Raw genomic sequence first — 24354 nt, 5'->3', positions numbered from 1 at the left:
AAAAATAAGTAATGAAAAATATTTTATTGATAATGACAGGCCTGGTGTTTCTGCTGGGAAGTTGTCAGAAACCGGTACAAATTGATGTGTCTGAGGTAAAGTTTGTTGAGGAGACACCGAATTGGGAAGTGCATGTAGAGAAAAGTGTTTTTTCTTCTGCCGATCCGAAAGTAAATAAAGCCTGTGTGGCTGTCAATGAGGCGATTCAGAAGCGCATTGATACGTTACAGGCTCAATTGAAGAAAGATGCCGACGATTTATTCAGTACGTTTGAGAAAGATACAATCAATCGGCCTGTATGGAGTTATCAGTTGTATGTAAGTGATACCGTCCTTATGGCGGATGAAAATTATATCAGTGTCCGTATGCAGGTATATACTTTTACGGGAGGTGCCCATGGTATGACGGGTTTTGATGCATTCAATTACGATATCAAACGGCAGGCTTTTGTTGCTGCCGATCAGGTTTTGAATTTTAAAGAAGCAGAAAAACTCAACGATTTGCTGGCTCGTAATTTTAAAGATGAACAAGGATGCTTTACGGATAAACCGACCTTGACAAACGGATTTACGGCTTTTAATCTGACACCGACGGCGGTTTGCTTTACTTATCCGCAGTATGTCCTGGGACCTTATTCTTGCGGTGTTGCCGAAGTCTACATACCGAGAACGGAATTACAGGGACTTTGGTTGAAATAAAAACGATAGAAAAATAAAAAATGGAGAATTTTTAATTCTCCATTTTTTTATCCTTCCCCGCCGAATTCCATGAGGTAGGCTTTGATGAAATCATTGATATCGCCGTCCATAACCGCTTGCACATTGGATGTCTGGTAGTTTGTCCGGTGATCTTTTACCCTTCGGTCATCGAAAACATAACTGCGGATTTGCGATCCCCATTCGATTTTTTTCTTATTGGCTTCTACTTTTTCTTTTTCAGCCATACGATGTTGTAATTCTTTGTCGTAAAGAATGGAGCGCAATTGGCGCAGTGCATTTTCTTTATTTTTCGGTTGGTCGCGGGTTTCGGTATTCTCAATCAGAATTTCTTCCTCTTCTCCGGTATACGGGTCTTTGTATTGATAGCGCAAACGTACACCCGATTCAACTTTGTTGACATTCTGGCCTCCGGCACCTCCGGAGCGGAAGGTGTCCCAACTGATAGCTGCCTGGCTGATAACAATGTCGATTGAATCGTCTACCAAAGGGGTAACGAATACAGAGGCGAAAGAGGTCATTCGTTTGCCCTGGGCATTGAACGGAGACACCCGCACCAGACGGTGTACGCCGTTTTCACCTTTTAAATAACCGTATGCCGAGTCTCCTTCGATTTCCATTGTCACTGTTTTAATACCGGCTTCATCGCCGTCCTGAAGGTTACTGATGGCTAATTTATAACCGTTGTCTTCTGCCCAACGGATATACATCCGCATAAGCATGGAAGCCCAATCCTGGCTTTCCGTACCTCCGGCTCCCGAATTGATTTTCAATACGCAACTCATGGAATCTGCTTCCTCGCGCAACATGTTTTTCAATTCCAGGTCCTCGATCAGTTGCAATGCATGCCGGTATTGCTTTTCGACTTCTTCTTCCGTGGCTTCGCCTTCTTTGGCGAAATCGAAAAGTACTTCCAGGTCTCCGACAGCCCGGTGAATATCTTCACATCCCGAAATCCATTTTTTTAATTCGCGGACTTTCCGCATAACGACTTCTGCCTCTTTCGGATTGCTCCAGAATTCAGGAGCCTGAGTGCGCAATTCCGTTTCTTCTAATTCGATCTTTTTGTGATCGACGTCAAAGATACCTCCTCAAAGCGTCACCACGCTCTTTTAGCTCTTTTATATGATCTACTGTAATCATGTCATTAATATTTTTAGTTTTAAAATAAAGTTGTCCCAAAACGGTCCGTTAACGGAACTTTCGGGACAACGATAGAATTCAATAAGTTAAGACGGACGATTGGTATCCTTTATTTCCTTCTGCAATTCCGGTTGGTAAGGATGAATAGCAGTCGGATTATAAAGGCTTTCTACCTGATTGGCCCATTCTTTAGCCACATCGGACTGACCTGCCCGGCTGGCAAAATTGATCAGAATCTGGAGAACATTCAGACTGATCCGTTCGTCCTGTGGTATATCCCCGCTATGGGCATCTTCCGGTGAAAGGGAATTGATATACCTCAAGGTTTGGTAGTTGATCGTTGCCAACTCATTCAACAGGTGATTTGCCTTGTCTGTTTGTCCTAAGGTGTAATAAAGCGGGATATAATTGATCAGGCTGTTGTCCGGCGGAATCTGCGACAATGGAAGTTCTTCCAGACTTTTATCCAGTACGGCGATGGCTTTTTCGTGCTTACCCTCTTCCTGTAGTTTTTCTGCAAGGCGTAAGAAGGTGGTCCGGTATTTCATCACCCCGATGTTATTATCGTGGAAATAATCGATGTTTACTTTCGGGTCTTTGATATTGCCCCATTCGAATTTGTTCATGAGGTTATCATAGAGTATATCCGAATCGATCTGTCCGTACTCATAGTAATCCGTTGCTTTGGTATAAATCGGAACGACGCGGTAAGCGGCTCCTTCCAGTTGGAAATAATTTTCGAATCCCATATAGCTGTCCGGGCCCATACCGATACCGAAATAAACAGGACGTTCCCAATTGTTGGTAGCCAGAATATCAAGTACCATCAGGCTGGATTTGCTGATCATATTGCCTTTTAAAGGTATCGTTACCTGTTTTACGATTTTATCGGCGTCTTCCGGACGTACGGTTCCGTTTGCAATGACTTTGGCCGAATCCACCGGAATATAGACATTGCGGGTCGGGATGTAATCCAGGGATTCACCGGAGTAAGTCCTGACCTTGGTATTGGGGTTATCGCTGGCAACAAATGCCATGACATCCTTCAGGTTGGCAGATTTGATTTGCTCCTGAACGACAGTCCACTCCCGTACTCCGTCGTGATATTGATCGTGGGTGAGGGAAATCGGAACTCTGTCGCTTTCATAAGCTTTTCGGTTGATTTGGTCAATATACCAGCCTCCGTTAAGCAGGCTGAGATTAACGATGCGTATATCTCTTCTTACCCCTTCTACTTCCTGGGCATACCATAACGGGAATGTATCATTGTCCCCATAGGTAAAGAGAATGGCATTCGGTGCACAGGAGTTGAGGTAGTTCTTGGCATTGGCAATTGTTGCGTACCGTCCGCTACGGTTATGATCATCCCAGTTTTGAGCAACCATGTTGACCGGAACGGCTACCAGACAGATTCCTGTTACTATTACGGCTGCCGGAGCCGATTTCATGCGCTTGCGTAAAAATTCCCATAACGATAGTACGCCCAGACCGATCCATATAGAATAGGCATAAAACGAACCGGCATAAGCGTAATCCCGTTCCCGTGGTTCCCGCGGTGTCTGATTCAGGAAGATGATGATAGCGATACCTGTCATGATGAAGAGCAACATGACTACCCAAAAGTCCTGTTTCCCTTCCCGGCCTTTACGGTATTGGTAGAACATGCCCAATAATCCCAATAAGAAAGGAAGCATGTAATATTTATTGAGTGCTTTTTCATTTTTCAGGGTGTCGGGAATTTCAGATTGATTTCCCAAACGAAGCTGATCCAGGAATTTAATACCCGTGATCCAGTTTCCGTAACGGATGTCACCGTAACCTTGTATATCGTTTTGTCTTCCGGAGAAATTCCACATAAAATACCGCCAGTACATGTGCCCCAACTGATAATTGAAGAAATACCGCAGATTGTTCATAAAGCTGGGGCTTTGTACGTCTTCTCCGTTGACCCTGTATACAGGACCGTTGGGCTTACCTCCCCAGGCTTCGTATTCCTGAGCAAAATAAGGACGCTGACTGCTGTGCATACGGGGGAAGAACGTACAGAAACGGCTGTCGTATTCAAATTTCTGGGAATGTCCGATGACATCGTATTTACCTGTTTTTTTATTTTGGTAATATCTGGGTGCCCCTTCTTCGATTTTGAGTAGGGGAGCATTGTAATATTGACCGTAAAATAACGGATTTTCACCGTATTGATCCCGGTTCAGGTAGGATAACAGGGCGAATACATTATCCGGGCTGTTTTCATCGATAGGAGGATCGCTGATAGAACGGATAACGACCATGGAATAAGAAGAATATCCGATCAGCATAACCACAAAGCAAGTAAAAATGGTATTCAGGATCGTTTTGTTTTTATTCAAGGTGTAACGGATTCCGTAGGTCAGACCGATAATCAACAGGAGGGCATAAATGATTACGCCGGTGTTGAAGGGCAACCCCATACCGTTGACGAACATCAGTTCGAACCACCCGGCGATTTTTACGACACCCGGGATAAATATGAAATTGGTAAACCCAAGGATAACCAAAGAGATCAGTCCTGTTTTGATAACCCCCGACCTGGTCGGTGTGTATTTTTTAAAATAATATACAAATACGATGGCTGGAATGGCCAATAAGTTCAATAGGTGTACACCGATGGAAAGTCCGATTAAATAAGCAATCAGCACGAGCCAGCGATTGGCGTAAGGTTCGAATGCTACATTTTCCCATTTCAGGATCGCCCAGAACACCAGTGCGGTAAACAGGGAAGACAGGGCGTATACTTCTCCTTCCACAGCGGAAAACCAGAATGTATCCGTAAAAGTATAGGTCAATGCTCCGATCAGAGAGGCTCCCATGACGGCAATCACCTGACCTAAGGTGCATTCCTGTGTTTTAATAATCAGCTTACGGGCCAGGTGGCTGATACTCCAGAATAAAAACAGTATCGTAAAGCCTGAAGCAAGGGCTGACATGTAATTGATCATTGCCGCTTGCTTTTCAGGGCTGGGGGCGAAGATAGCAAAGAGGCGGGATATAATCATAAATAACGGGGCTCCGGGAGGATGCCCTACTTGCAATCCCACAGATGTGGTGATGAATTCGCCACAATCCCACAGACTGGCTGTCGGCTCGACCGTAAAAATATAGGTGAGACTGGCAATAATGAATGTTACCCAACCGACCAGATTGTTAATCAGTTGGAAATTTAAATTCGGATGATTTTGAATCTTATACATTGGCTATTAATTGATTTTTCCTTGTTTTTTGTGATAAAAAATATTAAAATTCAGCAGGCAGGAAGTGCCTGTAAATCCATATCATTCCAAAATTACAAAGCACGAAAATAATTATTTTGATTTAAATTCTGCACTTTTTTTGGCAGGAAATAGAAAAAGTTTTACATTTGCACCGTCTTAGAAGGAAATGATTGTCCCATTGTGTAATGGCAGCACAGCAGATTTTGGTTCTGTCAGTCCAGGTTCGAGTCCTGGTGGGACAACAGAAAAAAGACAAACCCTTTGAAAATAAAAAGTTTCGAAGGGTTTTTTTGTGAGTAAACCTGAAATGTGGCGGCATTCTCGGGCAAGCGTAGATGTATTGACTATATAACCGAAGAGGGGTATTGTTATTTTGCGTGGATAACATATATAGGCATGCTGATTAATGCTTTGTTGGTGATGTCGCTTTTGTCATTATCAAATACGTCGATTCCCCGTACCAACATTTGTCAGGTCCTTTTGATGCAATTCATGCAGATTGTCTGATACTACCTTTTTAATTTTCATTTTTTGACCTGTTGGCATTTTATTGTAAAAAATGTTTATCGATTTTAGCTTTACAGTACAAATTGTAGAACAATTGTGCCGATAATCGTATACTTATAGGATCATGAACTATTATTTAAACATACACTTATGGCTACATTAAAAGTAATGATTGACAAGCAAAAAATGACTCGTGAAGGAGTCTGTCCTATTGTAATTAAAATTCTTCACAACAAGGGAAGACGTGTTATCCAATTGCCTCAGCGTATCATGTTTGAGCAATGGGATCTGAAAAGATCTATGATTAACGAAAAATTTGGCACACCGGAACAAAGAAGGGAATGGCAAAGGATAAATTACAGTATAGAATGTGAAATCATGAAGCTTAAAAAGATTATCTTGGATTGTGAGGCTTCCGGTATCAATTATTCTGTTGAGGATATTTTTGAGGCTTATTATCATAAAACGTCAAGGGTTCCTGTCTTTGACTATATCCGGGAGATTATCACCTCTTTGGAACGGGTTGGAAAAAATGGAAATTCAAATGTATATAAAGGAACACTGGGTATTTTACGGCGATTCTGCGGGAAAGAGAATCTGACATTTGAAGAGGTCAATTACAGTTTTTTACGGAATTTCGAGGCCCATTTGCAGGAACGGGGATGTAAAATCAATACCATTTCGTTTTATCTCCGAACCATTCGTTCGGTTTTTAACCGGGCGATTAAAGATGGGATCGTATCTGAAGATCATTATCCTTTTAAAAAGATTACGATCCGGAAAGAGAAAACAGTAAAGCGTGCAATATATAAGGATGAGATTGCCCAGATAAAAAATCTGGATTTGTCTTCTATGCCTCATTTGGAAATGGCCCGGGATATCTTTCTTTTTAGTTTTTATATGCGGGGCATGTCATTTAAGGATATTGCATTCCTGAGGGTAGCTAATATTGTCGGCGACCGTATTTATTATTCGCGCCAGAAAACGGGACAGAAGCTGAATATAAAATTAACGGACCGGGCAATGGAGATTATACGGAAATACAATAATCTGACCGACCGGAAAGCTTTTATCTTTCCGATCATCCTTTTCCCGGGCAAAAATGAATTCAGTCAGTATAAAAACAGTTATCGGAAGATCAATCGCCGGTTGAAAACCGTCGGATCGATATTGGGCTCGCGCGTTCCGCTTACAACTTATGTCGCCCGCCATTCATGGGCTTCGATTGCGAAACGTTCCGGGATACCGATATCCGTCATTAGTGAAGGACTCGGGCATGATTCTGAAAAAACGACTCAAATCTATTTGGATAGTTTCGAGAATAATGTACTGGATGCTGCCAATGAAATGGTTACGGATATATGAGTGGGAGCGAAAGCAGAGGATGAATTTTTTTGTAATTTCATCCTCTGCAAATTTGGAGGTAACGGAATTGTTTGTATCTTTGCATCGCTAAAGAAAAAGCCCAAATGGCGAAATTGGTAGACGCGCTAGTTTCAGGGACTAGTGTCCTTACGGATGTGCAGGTTCGAGTCCTGTTTTGGGCACATTGAAATTTTGAAAAGCCCGGATGGTGGAATTGGTAGACACGCTACTTTGAGGGGGTAGTGGCCGTTAGGCCGTGCAAGTTCAACTCTTGTTTCGGGCACGAATCCGAGCTGAAAAAGCTAGTAAAGCCGCAGGTTTCCTGCGGCTTTGGTGTTTTCTTAATTCTTGTTGTTCTTTATCAAACATTCCAGGTTTAATTTTATTTACCATTTCGTTATTTTAGATTTCTATCGATTTGATTTAACCGATTGAGGAATAAACTTTTAACGAATTATTTGAGAAATAGAGGTAACGATTTGGTAACCGTGCAAATTTCGGCGTTATCCGTTATAATCTGCCAATTGCTCCATTCTGCTATTTGTTGTGCGGAAACCGTTCCGCACAACAGTAAAAAGATGTATAGCGTTAAAAGGCTATTCATTGTATTTTTTGTCTTTCGGGGGTGCTAATGGTTTGCAGTTTGCAGCCGTTAGGCGGCAGAGGTGTTTGTTATCCAACTATGCAATTTGCTCAATTCGACTTTTTTGACATAGAGGATAAGAAGTAATAAATGGTTCTATTTTTTGTTTCATTTCAACAAATGAAGTCCCGTAAAAATACAAGGCTGTCCATTCATTACTTTCCCAATAACTATATAAACAACCTATGTCTTCCATTGCTGCTTCCATCTGTTCAATGACGTAGTTGATATTACAATTCTCATAAACCTCATTAGGCAACTCCGTTCCATTGGAGTAATAAGCCAATCCTTCCAAAGTTCCGACTTCTATCTTAATTTCTGGCTCCATACATAATAATGCCGATCCTTTAGGGATACCTATTCTATTAACGAGCTCCACCAAACGGTTTATGTTGTTTTGGTTATCATCATTTAGGTGAATCTCTATGTCACAGGACACAATTTCTCCATCTTTGGGATTTTGGAGGGTTCCTCCACCCGTCACTTCTCCCAGTTTCTCCTTTTCAAAAATTCCTTGAAGTGCATCTTCCAAATCATGTCTGTGCATAGGTTGCAAACGTGAATTTAAATTCAGTGTTAGTTCCATATTTTTCATTATTTTATTTGTTGGATAACGTAATATATCAGCGAAATCGACTGTTATTTTTTTTATTTAACTGTCTCATTATCATCTTTTAAAATATCATTGACAAAGTGCGCAGGTGATATATTTGAACGTGTGAGCGACACTATGTTCATTGCTCCATTTGCAAATATAATAAAAGTGTTATTTACAAGGTATTATGGATGATACTTTTTGTTGAGATTCAAATAGTTGCAATATTTAGAACCTGATTTCCCTTCACACTTATCACAACTCGTGATAAGCGTGAAGGGAAATGCAGCCTTACTTTCACCATAACGGACGAATTCGGGATGACGGAAAGCAAAACGCTGAAATTCACGGTTACAAATAACCATGGGAGTATGTCAATTTTGCTTAGGTATAAATATTTATTTGTATTTATAACAACATTACCCTCGCACTGAGCAGGTCGATGATTTTCGATCGTAACACATTGGGGTTGATCGGTTTTGCGGCATATCCGTCGAACCCGTGGCTGAGGATACGCTGTTCATCTGAAGCATAGGCATAAGCTGTAATGGCCAGAATGGGCACATCGGCCGAAATCTTACGGATCTCGGCCGTAGCTTCGTATCCGTCCATGACGGGCATATTCACATCCATCAATAGGATGTGCGGATTGTGGGCCTTGAATAATTCAACCGCTTCCTGCCCGTTCCAAGCATGGAGGATACGGTAATCCTTTTTGAGAATCGTCTCGAATAATTTAAAATTACTCATATTGTCTTCGGCGATCAGGATTGTGACCTGATCTTTCGTCACGGCCTGAAGTGTGTATTCCTGAACGTTTTTCTTATTCAGTTCGGCCGGGACATTGCGGACGGTAAACCAGAAAGTAGAACCTTTGCCCGGTTCGGATTCTACTCCGATCTCGCCGCCCATCCGGGTCACGATGGTCTTACAAATGGGCAGACCCAGCCCCGTTCCTTGCGCGAAACTGTCCAGCTTGACGAACCGCATGAAAATTTCGGACTGTTTATCCGGGGCGATGCCGCACCCGGTATCGGTAACGTGGAAACGAAGCATTCCGTCCTTTTGCAGCGCATAGCCGACCGCGATACCTCCCGTTTTGGTAAACTTGATGGAATTGGTGATCAGGTTAGTCAGCAGTTGGCTCAGTCTGTTATGGTCCGTCAGGATATTGCATTCGGGCAGTCTCTCTTCGAACCGGAGCGTAATACCCTTCGCCTCTGCCCGTAATTGCAGCGATCGGACTGTCTCTTCGATGAGTGCGTTTATGTCTACGGGGGCTTCGACGAATTCCAGCGTGCCGGCTTCGATCTTCGACAGGTCGAGTATATCGCCGATCAGTTGAAGCAGCAATTCGTTATTATTTTCGATGATCCGGACGAACTCGTCCCGGTCTTCGGGCTCATCGGTCGAATTGAGCAGGTGGGAGAAACCGACGATAGCGTTCAGCGGTGTGCGGATCTCATGGCTCATATTGGCCAGAAAAGCCGATTTGAGCCGGTTTGACTCTTCGGCTTTGTCACGTGCATCGATCAGGTCCTGCTCTATCTTCTTGCGCTGTGTAATGACCAGCGATGAACCGACCAGGGTAAGCGGTTTGCCGTCTGCGTCGCGTTCTTCCACGGTGGCCTTTGCTTCCACCCAATCTATCTTATATCCGGTCTTATCGCGCGATATGACCCGGTACTCTTCGCTCACTTTCTCCGAACGCCCCTCAATCAGGTCGCTGTAAGCCTGCATCACCCGCTGTTGATCTTTCTTATGTATCTTGGAGAAATACTGCGTGTCCGGTACCGACAATTTTTCCTCGTCGACTTGATTTACCATGTCGCTCAGCTCTACGGGCCGGTTTACGTCGCAGAGGATCTTGTGCTCGCGCAGGTTCCAGTTCCACGGCACAATGTTAGCGACATCAAGTGCCATGGCCAGTTTATGGTTCGTATCGTTGAGCTTTTGCTGGGCTTTGTGCAGCTCTGTCGCGTTGACGTAATAGGCATCCACATAACCGTCCTTTGTGGCCGGCGTTACCACGATGTTCTGGTAGGAATCCGACTCGGAAAAGTATTGCGTGTAGGTAATTGCTCTCTTCTCAGCATCCGCCAATTTTGCAAGTTGTAAGGTGACACTTAAATCCCCGTCGAAAAGTTCGCTTCCCAGGTAGCGGTCCGATTCGATGCTCCGGGCGAAATTAGTAATAAAACGTCCGTTCGTCCGGCATATCTCCAGATCGGCGATCTCTCCCGATGGGTCGTGCAGGAGTTTCGCTTTCATATAAGCGATCGGCATATTATCGAAAAGGTTAGCCAGTTCCCGGTTGGCTTCCACCTGCTGCCGCTGCGCCTCGTTCAGTTTTTTCAACGAGCGAACGCGGTGGTGCATATAAAGAAAAAACAGCAAAGCCGCCATTAAAACTCCACCGGAGATAATCAAGGCTTTGTTCCGTTGGTAGAATGTAGGCCGGTCTATGAATTGGCTGGCCGGCGGGCATTGGTCTATGGAAAAGCCTTTCAACAGCAGCGAAGGATAGCTGAAAGTAGGAACCGCTTTGGGCGGAATATAAAATGGAATGTCCCGCGCGGGAGTGTTTGCCAATACCGACTCGATAGTCTGCTGTAAATGGGTGAAAAATGGCGTTTTATCGAGGAAGCAGCCTCCGACCATGCTGCTGTTTTCCAAGACAGCACGTTTCATGGCAAAGACCGGGACGGAAAGATTGGAGATCACCCGGTATGAATTCGCATTGAGAACGGTGTTCCCGGCGATGTCCGACTTGCTGAACCAGGAAGAGAACAGCACGCCGGTAGAGTCTATATCTACTGTTTCCAGGCAGGCGATCAATTCCTCCAAAGACATATCTGCCGCCGAGAGGAAACGATATTCGAGGTCCGGATACTCCTTAGCCATCAGGCGCTCCATATCGTAATTGAGTTGCTGGTTGATATAGCGGCCGTCGCCAATCAGCAGCACCTTTTTCACGCCTGGAACCATCCGTTTCAACAATTCGATATCGTCCTTCGGGAACATTTTAGTTTGCAAAACCGTCATATTGTATCGATCCGCCAACGTCGAGAGCGGCACGCGCTCCCCTTCCGGAATCGGAAGTTTTTCGATATAGACCGAGTCCGGGCCGAAATAATCTTCTTCCGCACATAGGATCACAGGCGGGTCGCCCCAAAGTGCCCGGATGTCGTCTTTTAGCAGCAGGGAAGGGTTGCCCAACAGCATTACGGCTTTCGGAGCTTTGTCTGAATATTTGTTCAGAATAGCCCGCTTTACCTTGTCGAATTGCACGGTATCGCTTATCATCAGCATATTGAGATGTTCGACAAAGAGGGCGACACCCTGTTCGGCCGAAACCCATTTCTGGACCGGTTCGATAAGTGCGTTGCTCCACGGTGCATCAGAGGTGTAGGCATTTATCACCAGAAGATAGTCGCTTTTTATATTGAGAGGCTTGTTGCCCTGACCTTGTGCCGGCAGCACGAATGCAAGGGCGGTAAATAAAAGCAGACTCCACTGATGCAGGGTGGAAATTCCGCGGGAAGAATTCAATTTCATATTCGAATAAATAATTAGTGCAAAATTAGAATTTAATTGCAAGCATGATTATCAATTACTTAAATTTAATTTTTATATTTTTAATATCATCGTCCAAACTACATATTTTGAACTTCGGAATAACAATAACCTGTCAAAATACTACATAATAAACTGAATGAACTACTTGAAATTCATTAATATATTCCCACGGTGAAAACCCACGTGTTTTCACATTTTATTTAAAATCTTATCGGTAAAGGGGAAAGGAATAGTATACAAAAGGTATATTCAGAAAGGAAAGCGATCTGAATAATACCTGGGTGGATAATATCCGGGAATGATAAATTCGAAACTTTTATTTTTGCAGCAGTTGCATCAGTTTGTCCAGTTTGGGAGCCATGATGATTTCTGTGCGGCGGTTGAGGCTGCGGCCTTCGGCTGTGGCGTTGTCGGCTACGGGCATATACTGGCCGCGGCCGGTCGGCTGGATTTGTAACGGATTCACTTTGTAGTCTTTTGTCAGTATGCGTACGACAGAGGTGGCACGGATCACGCTAAGGTCCCAGTTGTCCTTGAACTGGACGGTGTTGATGGGTTTGGTGTCGGTGTGTCCTTCGATAAATACATCGATGTCCGTTTGCTTGTTTAATACCTCGGCAAGCTTTGCCAGAGCTTCTTTTCCGCGTTTATCCACCTTTGCACTGCCGGATTCAAATAAAAGCTTGTCCGACATGGCAACATATACTTTCCCGTCTTTCTGTCTGACGGTGAGTTCTTCATTGCCGAATCCCATCAAAGCATCCTGAACGCTGTTCAATAAATTCTGAACTTTTTGGTTTTGTGTTTCGATCATGGCTTCCAGCTCTTGAATTGTAGCCTGGCGGGCATTCAATTCCTCTATTTTTTCCTGGAGCATGGTGTTTAATTTGGCTTGTTCGGATTTGTTGGAATATAACAACTTTTTGTAAGCTCTGACCGTTCCTCCCAGTTCTGTCGTATCGTCAAGCAGGCTGTCGATCCGGTGTGATTGGCGGGTATTTTCATTCGTACAGTCGGTTAATTTCTGCCGGAAATTTTCGCTTCGTTCGATGGCTGCCAAACGGCCGTTTTCAGCAACCAGGTATTTTTTCTTGGATACGCATGAGTTGCATATAAGCAGAAATACGATAACCGGGAGTATTGTATTTTTCATCTTTACTATTGTTGGTTTGTACGAGGATTGGATATTCATATACAAACATAAAAAATAATTCGGGACCGGAAAAGAAATTGCTGATTTTCAGAAAATGATTCCGGAATTATTTCAATGTGTCAGTATTTCACATCCGTTGTCCGTAATTAAAACCGTATTTTCCCATTGAGCGGAAGGTAGTCCGTCTTCCGTAAGGACAGTCCAGTCGTTGTCCGCATCGATAAATATTTCGTATGTCCCCATGTTGATCATGGGCTCGATCGTAAATATCATACCGGGAACAAGCAGCATGCCTGTTCCTTTACGTCCGACATGCTCAACTTCGGGTTTTTCGTGAAATTCCAGACCTACTCCATGTCCGCAGAAGTCACGGACTACAGAATAACCGTTGGCTTCGGCATGTTCCTGTATCGCTTGTCCGATATCTCCCAGAAATCCCCAGGGACGTGCGGCTTTAACGCCTAACTCCAGGCATTCTTTTGTGACTTGCACCAGGTGTTTTCTTTCAGCGGTGACATTACCGATCATAAACATGCGGGAAGCATCCGAAAAATAACCGTCCAATATGGTAGAAACGTCTACGTTAATGATATCTCCGTCTTTTAAGATGATGTCGTCTGAAGGTATGCCGTGGCATACTTCGTCGTTGATGGAGGTGCATACGCTTTTGGGAAAACCTTCGTAGTTTAACGGAGCAGGGACAGCATTGTGGGCTATTGTAAAGTCGTAGACCAGTTTATCTATTTCCTGGGTCGTCATTCCGCAGTGTATATGAGTTGCAATATGATCGAGCACTGCGGTGTTGATGACTGAACTGCGCCGGATTCCTTCTATCTGGTCTGCATTTTTTATGATTTTCCGGGGAGGGACGATGTGGCCGAGGCGACGATATTGGCGTAGCTTTTCATTCAATATGTCCGGATCGTAATATCCGTTCCAGGGATGGTTGTGTTGTATGACTTCCATTTGTTGTTATAGATACTCTCTGAATGATTGATAGTCAATGCAAATTGAGCATTGTGATTTACTTGGAACAAGTATGGTTCATTTTGGTCCAAAGATACAAAAATTTAATATGACCTGTCCACTAAATGAAAATTTATACTTTTCTGTTTGTGATGGGATAAAAATGGGGGGTGAATTGTATATTATTATATATAATCGATAAATAGATTGGTGAAAATGGGGGTGTTGTGTGAAATATTGTATGTTTTTGTCGGATTGCCCCTGTTTTTTTGTGATATTGTTTTGAAAAATATGTATATTTGCATGTTGTCTGGGGGAAAATTTAGGGGTGTTGAGGAACGGATAACTTTTAACCGAAAATTTACGTTATGAAGGGAAGCGATTAAAATTGGCCGATTATGAATGGGATGAAAAAAATAGGCGTGTTGACGTCCGGGGGAGATGCTCCGGGAATGAATGCTGCCATCCGGGCTGTCGTCCGTGCCGGTATTTATAATGGATGTCAGGTATTTGGTATTTCCGGCGGTTATCAGGGACTGATTGACGGACAAATCCGTCGTTTAAAATCTTCGGATGTAAGTAATATTATTCAGCGTGGAGGAACGATTTTAAAAACGGCACGAAGTGCGGAATTTCGCACTCCGGCGGGGCGGATGAAGGCTGTAGGACAATTGGCAGCCTTTGAAATCGACGGCCTGGTCGTGATTGGTGGGGACGGATCGTTTACCGGTGCCGGTTTGTTAGTGCAGGAATATGATATTCCGGTTGTTGGTATACCGGGTACGATTGATAATGATCTTTTCGGAACAGATTATACCATAGGTTATGATACGGCTGTAAATACGGCGATTTGTGCGATTGATAAAATCAGAGATACGGCCAGTGCCCATAATCGTCTGTTTTTTGTGGAAGTAATGGGGCGGGATGCCGGTTTTATAGCTTTGCGTTCGGGAATTGCGAGCGGAGCAGAGGTGATATTGGTTCCAGAATTGAAAAATGATATTGAGGAATTGCAGCAATATGTGAATGAAGAGTACGATCCGAATCACTCCAGTGGGATTGTGATTGTAGCCGAAGGGGATGAGGGGGGTGGTGCTTATAAAATAGCAGAGAAGGTGAGTCGGGAGCATCCGGAGTTTGATGTCCGGGTATCGGTTTTGGGACATATACAAAGGGGGGGAAGTCCTACGGCTTATGACCGGGAAGCTGCCTGCCGCCTGGGGGTAGCTGCTGTAGATGCTTTGCTGGATGATCAGAAAAGTATCATGATCGGTATTACAAACGGTAAAATTGTACATGTACCTTTTAATAAAGCGATTAAAAATAGTAAAGGATTAAATCCGAGACTGCTTGAATTGCTCACGTTGTTATCAGCCAGATGATAGAAAAAATTTCTTCCGGATTATTTGTATGAGACCGAAAATTGCAATGAGTAACGTGGAAATGGGATGCGGGGGATACCAGGCCCTGTTTGTTGCAGTCACCGTTACCTTACTGATTAAAAATAATTTATGAGCGATGCTATTAAACATGAGTGCGGGATAGCACTCGTCCGGCTTTTAAAACCGGCAGAGTATTACCGGCAGAAGTATGGAACTTCAGTTTATGGGTTGAATACGCTTTATCTGTTGATGGAAAAGCAGCACAACCGGGGACAAGAAGGGGCCGGAATGGCCTGTGTCAAGTTGAATGCCCGGCCCGGGGAAGAATATATCTTCAGGGAACGGGCCTTGGGAAGCAGTGCTATTACAGAGGTGTTTGATGCTGTAAATCGTCAGATGGCTGTACAAAAAGCAAACGGTGTAACGGAACCGGATAAATTGCCTTTTGTCGGGGAGTTGTATCTGGGGCATTTACGTTACAGTACAACCGGGAAGTCTGGTATTTCATACGTTCATCCCTTTTTAAGACGTAATAATTGGCGTAGCCGGAATCTTTGCCTTGCCGGGAATTTTAACCTTACCAATGTCGATGAAATTTTGGCGGATATTGTAGCTAAAGGCCAGCATCCGCGGAATAGCGGAGATACGTTTATTATTTTGGAACAGATCGGCTATTTGTTGGATCGTTATGTGGAAAAGTTGTATGAACAGTACAGTTCCAGCGGTTTATCCGGCCTTGAATTGAACCGGGTAATAGAAGAGCATCTGGATATGGCTTCCATCATCCGGACAGCTTCTGAAAAGTGGGACGGCGGTTTTGTTATTTGCGGACTGACAGGAAGCGGGGATGCTTTTGTGTTTCGGGACAGGTGGGGGATACGTCCGGCATTTTATTATGCGGATGACGAGATTATTGTCGTAGCTTCTGAACGTCCCGTAATACAGACGATTTTAGATGTCAAGACGGATCAGGTACGGGAATTGATGGCCGGTGAAAGTTTGATCGTTAAGAAAGACGGAAAGATGACTTTGGAGCAGATCGAGCGGGCGGATCAAATAACTCCCTGTTCTTTTGAGCGGATTTATTTTTCAAGGGGAAGTGACCGGGATATTTACCGGGAACGTAAAATGCTGGGATATTTGTTAACGGACCAGATTTTGCAGGCGGTGTATTACGATACGGACAATACCGTTTTTTCTTATATTCCCAATACGGCGGAAATTGCTTATTATGGGATGCTGGAAGGCCTGGAAGATTATTTGGACTCCAAAAAAAGTGTAGAGTTACTGGGGACAAATGATAATGTATCTTCGTATCGGGCTGATCAAATTTTATCCCGGCGTATACGTACAGAAAAATTAGCCATAAAAGACATTAAGCTCAGGACTTTTATTGCAGAGAATAACAGCCGGAACGATTTAGCGACACATGTGTATGATACGACTTATGGTACGATTGTCGAAGGAGTGGATAATATTGTGGTGATCGACGACAGTATTGTGAGGGGAACGACGTTGAGGCAAAGTATTATCAAGATTTTGTGCCGCTTGAACCCCAAAAAGATCGTGATCGTTTCTTCTTCTCCCCAGATTCGTTACCCGGATTGTTATGGAATCGATATGTCCCGTATGGATGAGTTTATCGCTTTCAATGCTGCCATTGAATTGCTGAAAGAAAGAGGAAAAGAAAAAATTATAGAGGATGTTTACCGGAAGTCGAAGGAGCAGCAGTATAGGCCGAAAGAAGAAATCGTTAATTATGTCCGGGAGATTTATGCTCCGTTCAGCGATAAAGATATTTCGTCGAAGATTGCAGAGATGGTAAAGCCTAAGGATTGCGGGATCGCTATCGAGGTCGTCTACCAGACCATATCGAATCTTCGTAAGGCTTGTAAAGGTCATGACGGAGATTGGTATTTTTCAGGAAATTATCCAACACCCGGCGGGAACCGGGTAGTGAATAATGCATTTATAAATTACTATGAGAATAATTATTCTTCTGACCGGAAGGATAAAAGGCAGGTTGTTTCTGAGGGCTGATTTATAAGAATGCATAATGAAATGAATTTGAGTTTGGAAAGGAACAAAATAAATTAACTTTCTCCCGGGATATTCGTAGATAATCCTGAATCAGATAATAAATTTAAATAGTATGGAATATCGGAAAATTGGTAATACAGATTTGGAATTGTCGGTGATTACTTTCGGTTCATGGGCTGTAGGCGGCTGGATGTGGGGTTCTTCAGACCGGATGAAAGCCGTTCATGCTATCCGGGCTGCTTTTGACGAAGGAGTGACTTCTATCGATACGGCTCCGGTCTATGGTCAGGGGACCAGTGAGAGCATTGTCGGGCAGGCGCTTGAAATTATCCCGCGGGATCAGGTGCAGATATTGACGAAATACGGTATGCGCTGGGATTTGGCGAAAGGAGAATTTGCTTTTAAAAGCAAAGATAATAGCGGAAAGCCGATAGATATTTATAAATATGCCGACAAAGAAAGTATCATCAAAGAGTGCGAGGATAGTTTGAGACGGTTGAAGACCGATTATATCGATCTTTATCAGATACATTGGCCGGATAAGACGACCCCGCAGAGTGAGACTTTTGAGGCTGTGGAACGTTTAATTGAACAGGGAAAGGTCCGTTACGCCGGCGTTTGTAATTACGACGTCAGTTTGATGGAAGAAGCCGGAAAATATATCAATCTGGTTTCGGATCAGATTCCGTTCAGTATGGTAAACCGGAAAACGGACGAGACGACAATACCCTGGTGTATGAAACACAATAAATCGGTATTGGCATATAGCCCTATGGAACGAGGCTTGTTGACGGGAAAAATAACGCCCGGATATAAATTTGCCGAAGGGGATCATCGTGCAAATAATTCTTTTTTTACGGAGAACTGTATCCGGCAAACGAATGCTTTCCTGGATAAGCTTCGTCCATTGGCACGGGAGAAAAACGTTGCTTTATCCCAGTTGGTATTGAGATGGACAATCGATCATCCGGGAATTACCGTTGCTTTGGTGGGTGCCCGGGATTCGGTACAGGCTATCGAGAACGCCCATGCTGTCGATGTGAAATTGACACAGGAGGATATTGCATTCATCAATAAAGAATTGCCTGATATTTCACATTAGGCTGTATGATCGATTTATTGTGAAAGGTCACAAAATCAAACTGTATGAAGTCGGGATTTTGTGACCTTTTTGTATGTCACAGCATAGACCGGTGTCTCCGATTATTGCCTGTGGCATACTTTTTGTTGCACAATTTGCTTTAAAATGTGAAATTTTTGGCTGGAAAATAAATGGAATGATGGATTTATATATTAATAAAATCTCGCACTACATACCCGAAAATGTTGTACCTAACTCTCATTTTAAGGATTTAAACGGGTTGGATGATGAATGGATTTATTCGCGTACCGGTATAAAAACCCGTAGTAAAGCCGGTATCGGTGAAAATACCAATACAATGGCCGTAAAGGCTGTGGATGTTGCGGTAAAGGATTTGCCTTATCCCATGGAGGAGATAGATCTGATCGTTGCAGCGACTTATTCACCTTACGATACTGTAGCTACGGCAGCTCATACGATACAGCATCGCTATCATATCGAAAATGCCCAGTGTTTGAGCGTATCTTCGGCTTGTTCTTCTTTTATCAATGCCATGGAGGTTGCAGAGGGGTATTTTGCTTTGGGAAAGGCCCGGAAAGCTTTGGTTATTGCGTCAGAGCACAACACCAAATATGCCAATGAGACGGACCCGCAAAGTGGGCATTTGTGGGGAGACGGAGCGGTGGCTGTCTTCATTTCAACAGAATCGTACAGTGAGAAAGATGCCCGGATTTTGAGTATATATACGCGTGGGTTGGGGTATTTGCCGAAAGCGATGTCAGCAGTACATTTACTGCCGAAGGACGGGGGTATCAGTATGCCGGAAGGACGTGATGTGTTTATGAATGCCTGTCATTATATGGTAGATGCCTTGCGGAAAGCAGGAGAGAGGTGTGGGAAAAAACTGGAGGATTTGAATTATATTTCTTCTCATCAGGCTAATCAGCGTATTATTCGTAATATTGCCCATCAAACCGGTTTTCCGGAATCGTGTTTTTTAATGAATATTGAGACCCGGGGGAATACGGGGTGTCCGAGTTGTGCGATATCTCTTTCTGAAAATTTGGATAAAGTGAAACGAGGTGATCTTGTCGGATTGACTGTTTTTGGAGGCGGTTATTCCTGTGGGGCTATGTTGTTGCAGTTTTAATGAGGTTTGCATTATACGGCATGGAGTTCCGTACGGAACTCTTTTTTTATTCCATTTTGTTGATGGTAAGGTCCGGAAGAGACTGTATGTACTGAAACAATGTACTTTCTTCTCCGAATTTGCGAACCTTGATGATCATTGATACTTTGAATGTGGTCGTATCACCGAAATGCTCTTCTTCCGTTGTGTAATTTACAATACGGTGTCCCAAACTATTGATTTGGTTGGTGATGAGCCCCAGGTTTTCTTTTCTGACTGTTGTGAATGCCAGCAACATACTGTGTAATCCCACTCCGGGTAAAAAAAAGTGAGTGAGTTCCAGACCTGCCAAAACTAATATTACTCCTGCAATACCGATGTAATACATGCCTCCTCCGATAACAAGTCCGATAGCGGCTGTTGCCCATAGTCCTGCGGCGGTAGTCAATCCCCTTACGAATTGTTTCTGGATAATGATTGTGCCGGCTCCGAGGAAGCCGATTCCGCTGACGACTTGTGCGGCTATTCGGCTGGGATCGAGGGCAACTCCCGGAGTATTCACCGTATCCCTGAAACCGTGTTGTGACACGAGCATAAACAGGGCACTGCCTAAACAAACCAGAAAATGGGTACGCAAACCGGCTTCTTTGGCCCGGTATTCTCTGTCAAGTCCGATAAGGGCGCCGAAACAGGAAGCGACGATAAGTCTTAGAATGAAATCCCATGTGTCCATATTTCTGTCTGTTATGGGTTAATTTTTTTCGATTGTATAATCCTGTATGCCCAGACTTTCGTATGTATCTTTAAGGGCTGTGTCGTTGTCTGTGATAACCAGTAGTTTATCTCCGGATTGAAGTTTGGTTTTTCCGGTCGGAACCATATAATTGTTTCCCCGGTGTATCATGACGACAAGTGTATTGTCCGGCAATGACAGATTCATCAGGCGGTCTCCTTTCCGAAGCAGATCCTCTGTCAGTTCGATCTCGGACATGGCTGATTTGATCGCTTCCGGCAACTCAACCCCGAACGTGTTGCCTGTTTTGGGTTCCGGCAAGGCTAAGTGAAGCCGATTGGCTACCCAGGGTATGCTCATACCTTGAACGACGAGGGATAATATTGTGATGAAGAATACGACATTGAAGATCAGATTGGCTTGAGGGATACCTGCAATTTGCGGATAGGTTGCAAAAATAATGGGTACGGCTCCGCGAAGACCGACCCAGGATACGAAAAGCCGTCCTTTTAAAGGCAGTTTCCGGAAGGGTAACAGGCATAGAAAAACACTTACCGGGCGGGCAATCAGAATGAGGAATATACCTACCAGGAGACCGAGGCTCGATACTTCCAGAAGCTCGTGCGGATTGACCAATAATCCCAGGGTCAGGAACATGATGATCTGGCATAGCCAGGCAAAGCCGTCGAAGAATGATGTGACACTTTTTTTATGTATGAAAGGACGGTTTCCCACGACGACTCCTGCAATGTAGACGGCCAGATATCCGTTTCCTCTCAATAGGTTGGTGAATGAAAATACAAAGAAGACGAGTGATAATAAAAGTACCGGATAAAGCGATTCATACTGGATATTGATTTTATTTAATATCAGTATGGCTAACCGGCCCAGAAAATACCCGCACAAGGCACCGACACTCAATTGCATAACTAATTCACCCGCCAGTTGTCCGATTCCCATATCCGCAGATTGTATCATTTGAATAAAGAGAATTGTAAGCAGATAGGCCATTGGGTCGTTACTACCGCTTTCGAGTTCCAGCATGGGGCGCAGATTGTATTTCAAATGTAAATTTTTGGAGCGCAAAATAGAGAATACCGATGCGGAATCGGTGGAAGACATTACCGAGGCCAGCAACAGGGATTCTATCAGTGTCAGGGCGATGTGTTGTCCTGTTTTGGCAGAGATCCAATAAACGAAAGCACCGGTAATGAAAGCTGTCATAAATACGCCTGCGGTTGCGAGCACGACTCCTTCGCCTAATACGGGGCGGATTTCCGACATTTTGGTATCCATGCCGCCCGAAAACAGGATGATACTTAAAGCAATCATTCCGATAAATTGAGCCTGTCCGGGGTTGTTGAACTGGATCCCTAAACCGTCACTGCCGAATAACATGCCGACGAGTAAAAATAACAAAAGGGCGGGGACTCCGAAACGGTATCCGGTTTTACCAACTATAAGACTGACAAACAATAAAATAGATCCTATAAGAAGGATGTTTTCAGTTGTAAAGAACATAGGAGATTTGTTTAATTTGTTTCGTGAACAAGCGTATGTTGATCACTCGCTTAGCAAAATTAACGATTTTTTCATGAAATAACACGGGTATAAAACGTTAGTATCTTTCAAAGTATGTTAAATTTTATTTTTGTTTGACTGTGTGCCGGGAATGGTCTGCAAAATAGACGCCTGAAAGAATAAGTATTGCGCCTCCGATGGCATACCCTGTGATTTTTTCGTCCAATACCGACCGGGAGACGGCTATGGTGACGATACTGATAAAATAGATGTAGTTGTTTGTCCGGACGGCTCCAATGTTTTTAATGACCATGTTCCAGACAAAGAAGCAAAGTGAAGAAGCGATAACGCCGAGAAAAAGTAGGTTAAACAGAACGGCTGGCTTTAGGAACAAGGCCGGCTCCCAATGAAGCGGTTCGTAGATGAACCAGGGCAATAGCGTGAGTATACTGTAAAAGAATACCCGCCGGGTAATGAACAGGATCGGGTATTTGGAGCTTATTCCTTTGATTAAGATGGAATAAAGGGCCCATGATAGTGCAGAGATAAAAGAGAGAAAATCGCCCCACGGATTTAATTCGAGAACAAAGTTACCGTTGAATACGATCAGAAACACACCGGTTAGTGCAATGACGGATCCGAATAGGGTGTTACGTTTTAGCGGTTCGCTTTTTAAAGTAAAGTTTGCAATGAGAGCTGTCAGCAAAGGGGCTGTTGTAACGATTAATGCAACGTTAGAGGTGTTTGTAATGCCAACTGCCGTGTTTTCGGTCAGGAAATAGATTGTTCCTCCGGATAGGCCTGTCAGTAAAAGTATGCCTTCGTCCTTTAGACGAGTTACTTTCCCCCAATGCGGATAAAGTATCCACAATACGGCATAAGCTATCACGAAACGGTAAAGCATGATGGCGGCCGGACTCAGCCCGTTTAATATCAATACTTTCGTCGAAATGAGGGTGATTCCCCAGATGATGATGGTAAGGATTGCCAATATATGCGATAACGTCTTTTTTTTACCCATACCGATAGTTGCTAATACGGCACAAATATATAAATGCAAGAAATGAATTCCGAATGTTTTGTTGTTTTAATGGATTTTTTTAATCCTTTTCGGAAGAAATTTCGAAAAAGAACCATAGCCCGAAGCGGTTTTAGAATCCGGTTTTATGAAATATATTCTTTAACATAAAATATTTTTAACAAAATTTAGTGGAGGGGAAAGTTTTTTTTGACAATTATTATACATAGAGAGTATGATTCGTCGTAGTTTTGCATGATTTTTGTATAAAGTTCTCTCAAAAAAATAAAACTTCACTAAAAGTATCGGTTGATAGAATATTTCAAATAACAAATGATATGAAAATTCAAAGATTAATGATGAATTCTTTCCGTAAATTTTTGCTGGCGTCGATGTGCCTGGTATTTTTTGCTTGTAACGGTAAGCAACAAACGGGAACCGGTATGCTCCCGGATTATGCAGTTGTAGAAGTACAGCCGGATTCCGTAGTGTTGAGCTCTTCTTATCCTGCTACGATCCGTGGGCGGCAGGATGTGGAAATCAGGCCGAATGTGAGTGGTTTTATTACTAAATTGAGTGTAGACGAAGGTGCTGTTGTCCGGAAGGGGCAGACGTTGTTTATTATCGATCCGGTGCAGTATGAGGAGGCCGTGAATGTGGCGCGTGCTGCCGTGAATGTGGCTGAATCCGCTGTCGCTACGGCTCAATTGACTGTCGATAATAAGCGGGAACTGGCTAAAAAGAACATTATCAGTAATTACGATTTGCAGATGGCGGAGAATACGTTGGCTTCGCAACAGGCAACATTGGCACAGGCTCGGGCACAACTGGTCAATGCTGAGAAAAATCTTTCCTATACACAGGTTACGAGTCCTTCCGACGGAGTTGTCGGTACGATACCGTTCCGTGTCGGTGCATTGGTCAGTCCGAGTATGACGACCCCATTGACTACGGTTTCCGATATTTCGGAGATGTATGTTTATTTTTCAATGACGGAGAAACAATTGCTGGATTTAATTCGTCAGGACGGTTCTTCCAACGGAATATTGGAGAAAATGCCGATGGTCGGGTTGGCTTTGGCCGACGGTTCTTTGTATCCGGAAAGGGGAAAGATCGAGACGATCAGTGGGGTGATCGATCAATCTACAGGGGCCGTAAGTGTGCGTGCTGCTTTTAAAAATCCGCAGCATCTTTTACGGAGCGGTGGTACCGGTTCGATCAAAATACCTTCGGTTCTTCCGAGTGCGATTATTATTCCGCAGAAAGCGACTTATGAAATGCAGGATAAAAAATTCGTATATGTGGTGCAGGCTGATTCCAAGGTGAAGAATACGGAGATACAGGTGTTTAATTTGGATGATGGAAAAAATTATATTGTGACTTCCGGATTGAATCCGGGGGATCGCCTTGTTGTTGAAGGTGTCGGAACTTTGAGAGAGGGAATGCAAATACATCCGATAAGTCCGGAGCAGGCGGCGGCTAAATTGAAAGCGATGACTCAGCCTGCAGGTGAAAAAGGTGAATAAGTAATTCGT

The 24354-nt window shown here is 43.7% G+C and carries 17 protein-coding genes and 3 tRNA genes; 11 read left to right on the top strand and 9 right to left on the bottom strand.

Going from position 1 to position 24354, the window contains the following annotated elements:
* The first annotated feature begins 11 nt into the window (after positions 1 to 11).
* The gene (locus tag BN8908_RS11165; RefSeq protein WP_021988212.1) at positions 12 to 698 is read left to right on the top strand and encodes a DUF3298 and DUF4163 domain-containing protein; all 687 of its coding nucleotides are present in this window, start codon (positions 12 to 14) and stop codon (positions 696 to 698) included.
* Positions 699 to 745: 47 nt separating this feature from the next.
* Here BN8908_RS11165 and prfB read toward each other — a convergent pair.
* Both prfB and BN8908_RS11155 read right to left on the bottom strand, forming a co-directional pair.
* A protein-coding gene (gene prfB, locus BN8908_RS11160; protein ID WP_148453293.1) for a peptide chain release factor 2 occupies positions 746 to 1859 on the bottom strand; the annotation gives its coding sequence in 2 pieces (ribosomal slippage) (positions 746 to 1795 and positions 1797 to 1859; 1113 coding nt in all).
* A gap of 86 nt (positions 1860 to 1945) precedes the next feature.
* On the bottom strand, positions 1946 to 5086 hold the full coding sequence (locus BN8908_RS11155) for a glycosyltransferase family 117 protein (protein ID WP_021988214.1): 3141 nt from the start codon (positions 5084 to 5086) through the stop codon (positions 1946 to 1948).
* Between the two features lie 192 nt (positions 5087 to 5278).
* Between BN8908_RS11155 and BN8908_RS11150 the strand changes: the two genes are divergently transcribed.
* The 4 genes from BN8908_RS11150 to BN8908_RS11135 all read left to right on the top strand — a co-directional run bounded on the left by BN8908_RS11150 (position 5279) and on the right by BN8908_RS11135 (position 7262).
* Positions 5279 to 5349: transfer RNA gene (locus BN8908_RS11150), tRNA-Gln, on the top strand.
* Between the two features lie 415 nt (positions 5350 to 5764).
* Complete coding sequence (locus tag BN8908_RS11145) at positions 5765 to 6979, top strand: site-specific integrase (protein WP_068690638.1); 1215 nt, start codon at positions 5765 to 5767, stop codon at positions 6977 to 6979.
* A 98-nt stretch (positions 6980 to 7077) separates the two neighbouring features.
* Positions 7078 to 7161 (top strand) — tRNA-Leu (locus tag BN8908_RS11140).
* Positions 7162 to 7178: 17 nt separating this feature from the next.
* Positions 7179 to 7262, top strand: a tRNA-Leu gene (locus tag BN8908_RS11135).
* A gap of 397 nt (positions 7263 to 7659) precedes the next feature.
* Here the strand turns inward: BN8908_RS11135 and BN8908_RS11130 are convergent.
* Together BN8908_RS11130 and BN8908_RS11125 are read right to left on the bottom strand one after the other, a co-directional pair.
* Positions 7660 to 8208, bottom strand: a complete 549-nt coding sequence (locus BN8908_RS11130; RefSeq protein ID WP_068692242.1) for a hypothetical protein — start codon at positions 8206 to 8208, stop codon at positions 7660 to 7662.
* Positions 8209 to 8625: 417 nt separating this feature from the next.
* Complete coding sequence (locus BN8908_RS11125; RefSeq protein WP_235837436.1) at positions 8626 to 11133, bottom strand: ATP-binding protein; 2508 nt, start codon at positions 11131 to 11133, stop codon at positions 8626 to 8628.
* A gap of 268 nt (positions 11134 to 11401) precedes the next feature.
* Here BN8908_RS11125 and BN8908_RS18990 point away from each other — a divergent pair, with 268 nt between their 5' ends.
* Positions 11402 to 11629 carry a hypothetical protein gene (locus BN8908_RS18990; protein WP_235837435.1) on the top strand — a complete coding sequence of 76 codons (228 nt, stop codon included), beginning with the start codon at positions 11402 to 11404 and terminating at the stop codon, positions 11627 to 11629.
* A 483-nt stretch (positions 11630 to 12112) separates the two neighbouring features.
* Here the strand turns inward: BN8908_RS18990 and BN8908_RS11120 are convergent, their stop codons facing one another.
* Positions 12113 to 12949, bottom strand: coding sequence for an OmpA family protein (locus tag BN8908_RS11120; RefSeq protein ID WP_021988220.1), 837 nt, complete (start codon positions 12947 to 12949; stop codon positions 12113 to 12115).
* A 111-nt stretch (positions 12950 to 13060) separates the two neighbouring features.
* Positions 13061 to 13915, bottom strand: coding sequence for a type I methionyl aminopeptidase (gene map, locus BN8908_RS11115; protein WP_068690634.1), 855 nt, complete (start codon positions 13913 to 13915; stop codon positions 13061 to 13063).
* 398 nt (positions 13916 to 14313) lie between these two features.
* Between map and pfkA the strand changes: the two genes are divergently transcribed.
* From pfkA to BN8908_RS11095, 4 genes are all read left to right on the top strand, one after another.
* The gene (gene pfkA / locus BN8908_RS11110) at positions 14314 to 15297 is read left to right on the top strand and encodes a 6-phosphofructokinase (RefSeq protein ID WP_068690632.1); all 984 of its coding nucleotides are present in this window, start codon (positions 14314 to 14316) and stop codon (positions 15295 to 15297) included.
* A 129-nt stretch (positions 15298 to 15426) separates the two neighbouring features.
* Positions 15427 to 17337, top strand: coding sequence for an amidophosphoribosyltransferase (locus BN8908_RS11105; RefSeq protein WP_068690630.1), 1911 nt, complete (start codon positions 15427 to 15429; stop codon positions 17335 to 17337).
* 112 nt (positions 17338 to 17449) lie between these two features.
* Positions 17450 to 18439, top strand: coding sequence for an aldo/keto reductase (locus tag BN8908_RS11100; RefSeq protein ID WP_068690628.1), 990 nt, complete (start codon positions 17450 to 17452; stop codon positions 18437 to 18439).
* A gap of 178 nt (positions 18440 to 18617) precedes the next feature.
* A complete protein-coding gene (locus BN8908_RS11095; RefSeq protein ID WP_068692239.1) occupies positions 18618 to 19568 on the top strand; it encodes a 3-oxoacyl-ACP synthase III family protein in 951 nt (316 codons plus the stop codon).
* A gap of 46 nt (positions 19569 to 19614) precedes the next feature.
* On the opposite strand, the gene BN8908_RS11090 is transcribed toward BN8908_RS11095, so the two are convergent.
* The 3 genes from BN8908_RS11090 to BN8908_RS11080 all read right to left on the bottom strand — a co-directional run bounded on the left by BN8908_RS11090 (position 19615) and on the right by BN8908_RS11080 (position 22828).
* Positions 19615 to 20280, bottom strand: a complete 666-nt coding sequence (locus tag BN8908_RS11090; RefSeq protein ID WP_021988226.1) for an MgtC/SapB family protein — start codon at positions 20278 to 20280, stop codon at positions 19615 to 19617.
* Positions 20281 to 20298: 18 nt separating this feature from the next.
* Positions 20299 to 21801 (bottom strand): potassium/proton antiporter, encoded by a 1503-nt coding sequence (locus tag BN8908_RS11085; protein WP_021988227.1) that lies wholly within the window; start codon positions 21799 to 21801, stop codon positions 20299 to 20301.
* A 124-nt stretch (positions 21802 to 21925) separates the two neighbouring features.
* Positions 21926 to 22828 (bottom strand): DMT family transporter, encoded by a 903-nt coding sequence (locus tag BN8908_RS11080; RefSeq protein ID WP_202668899.1) that lies wholly within the window; start codon positions 22826 to 22828, stop codon positions 21926 to 21928.
* A gap of 329 nt (positions 22829 to 23157) precedes the next feature.
* Between BN8908_RS11080 and BN8908_RS11075 the strand changes: the two genes are divergently transcribed.
* Positions 23158 to 24345 carry an efflux RND transporter periplasmic adaptor subunit gene (locus tag BN8908_RS11075; protein ID WP_148453291.1) on the top strand — a complete coding sequence of 396 codons (1188 nt, stop codon included), beginning with the start codon at positions 23158 to 23160 and terminating at the stop codon, positions 24343 to 24345.
* The last annotated feature ends 9 nt before the right edge of the window (positions 24346 to 24354 follow it).

Origin of the sequence: Culturomica massiliensis (genome assembly GCF_900091655.1) — a bacterium.
Classification (GTDB): Bacteria; Bacteroidota; Bacteroidia; order Bacteroidales; family Marinifilaceae; genus Culturomica; species Culturomica massiliensis.
This window is presented reverse-complemented; position numbering and strand designations above follow the sequence as displayed.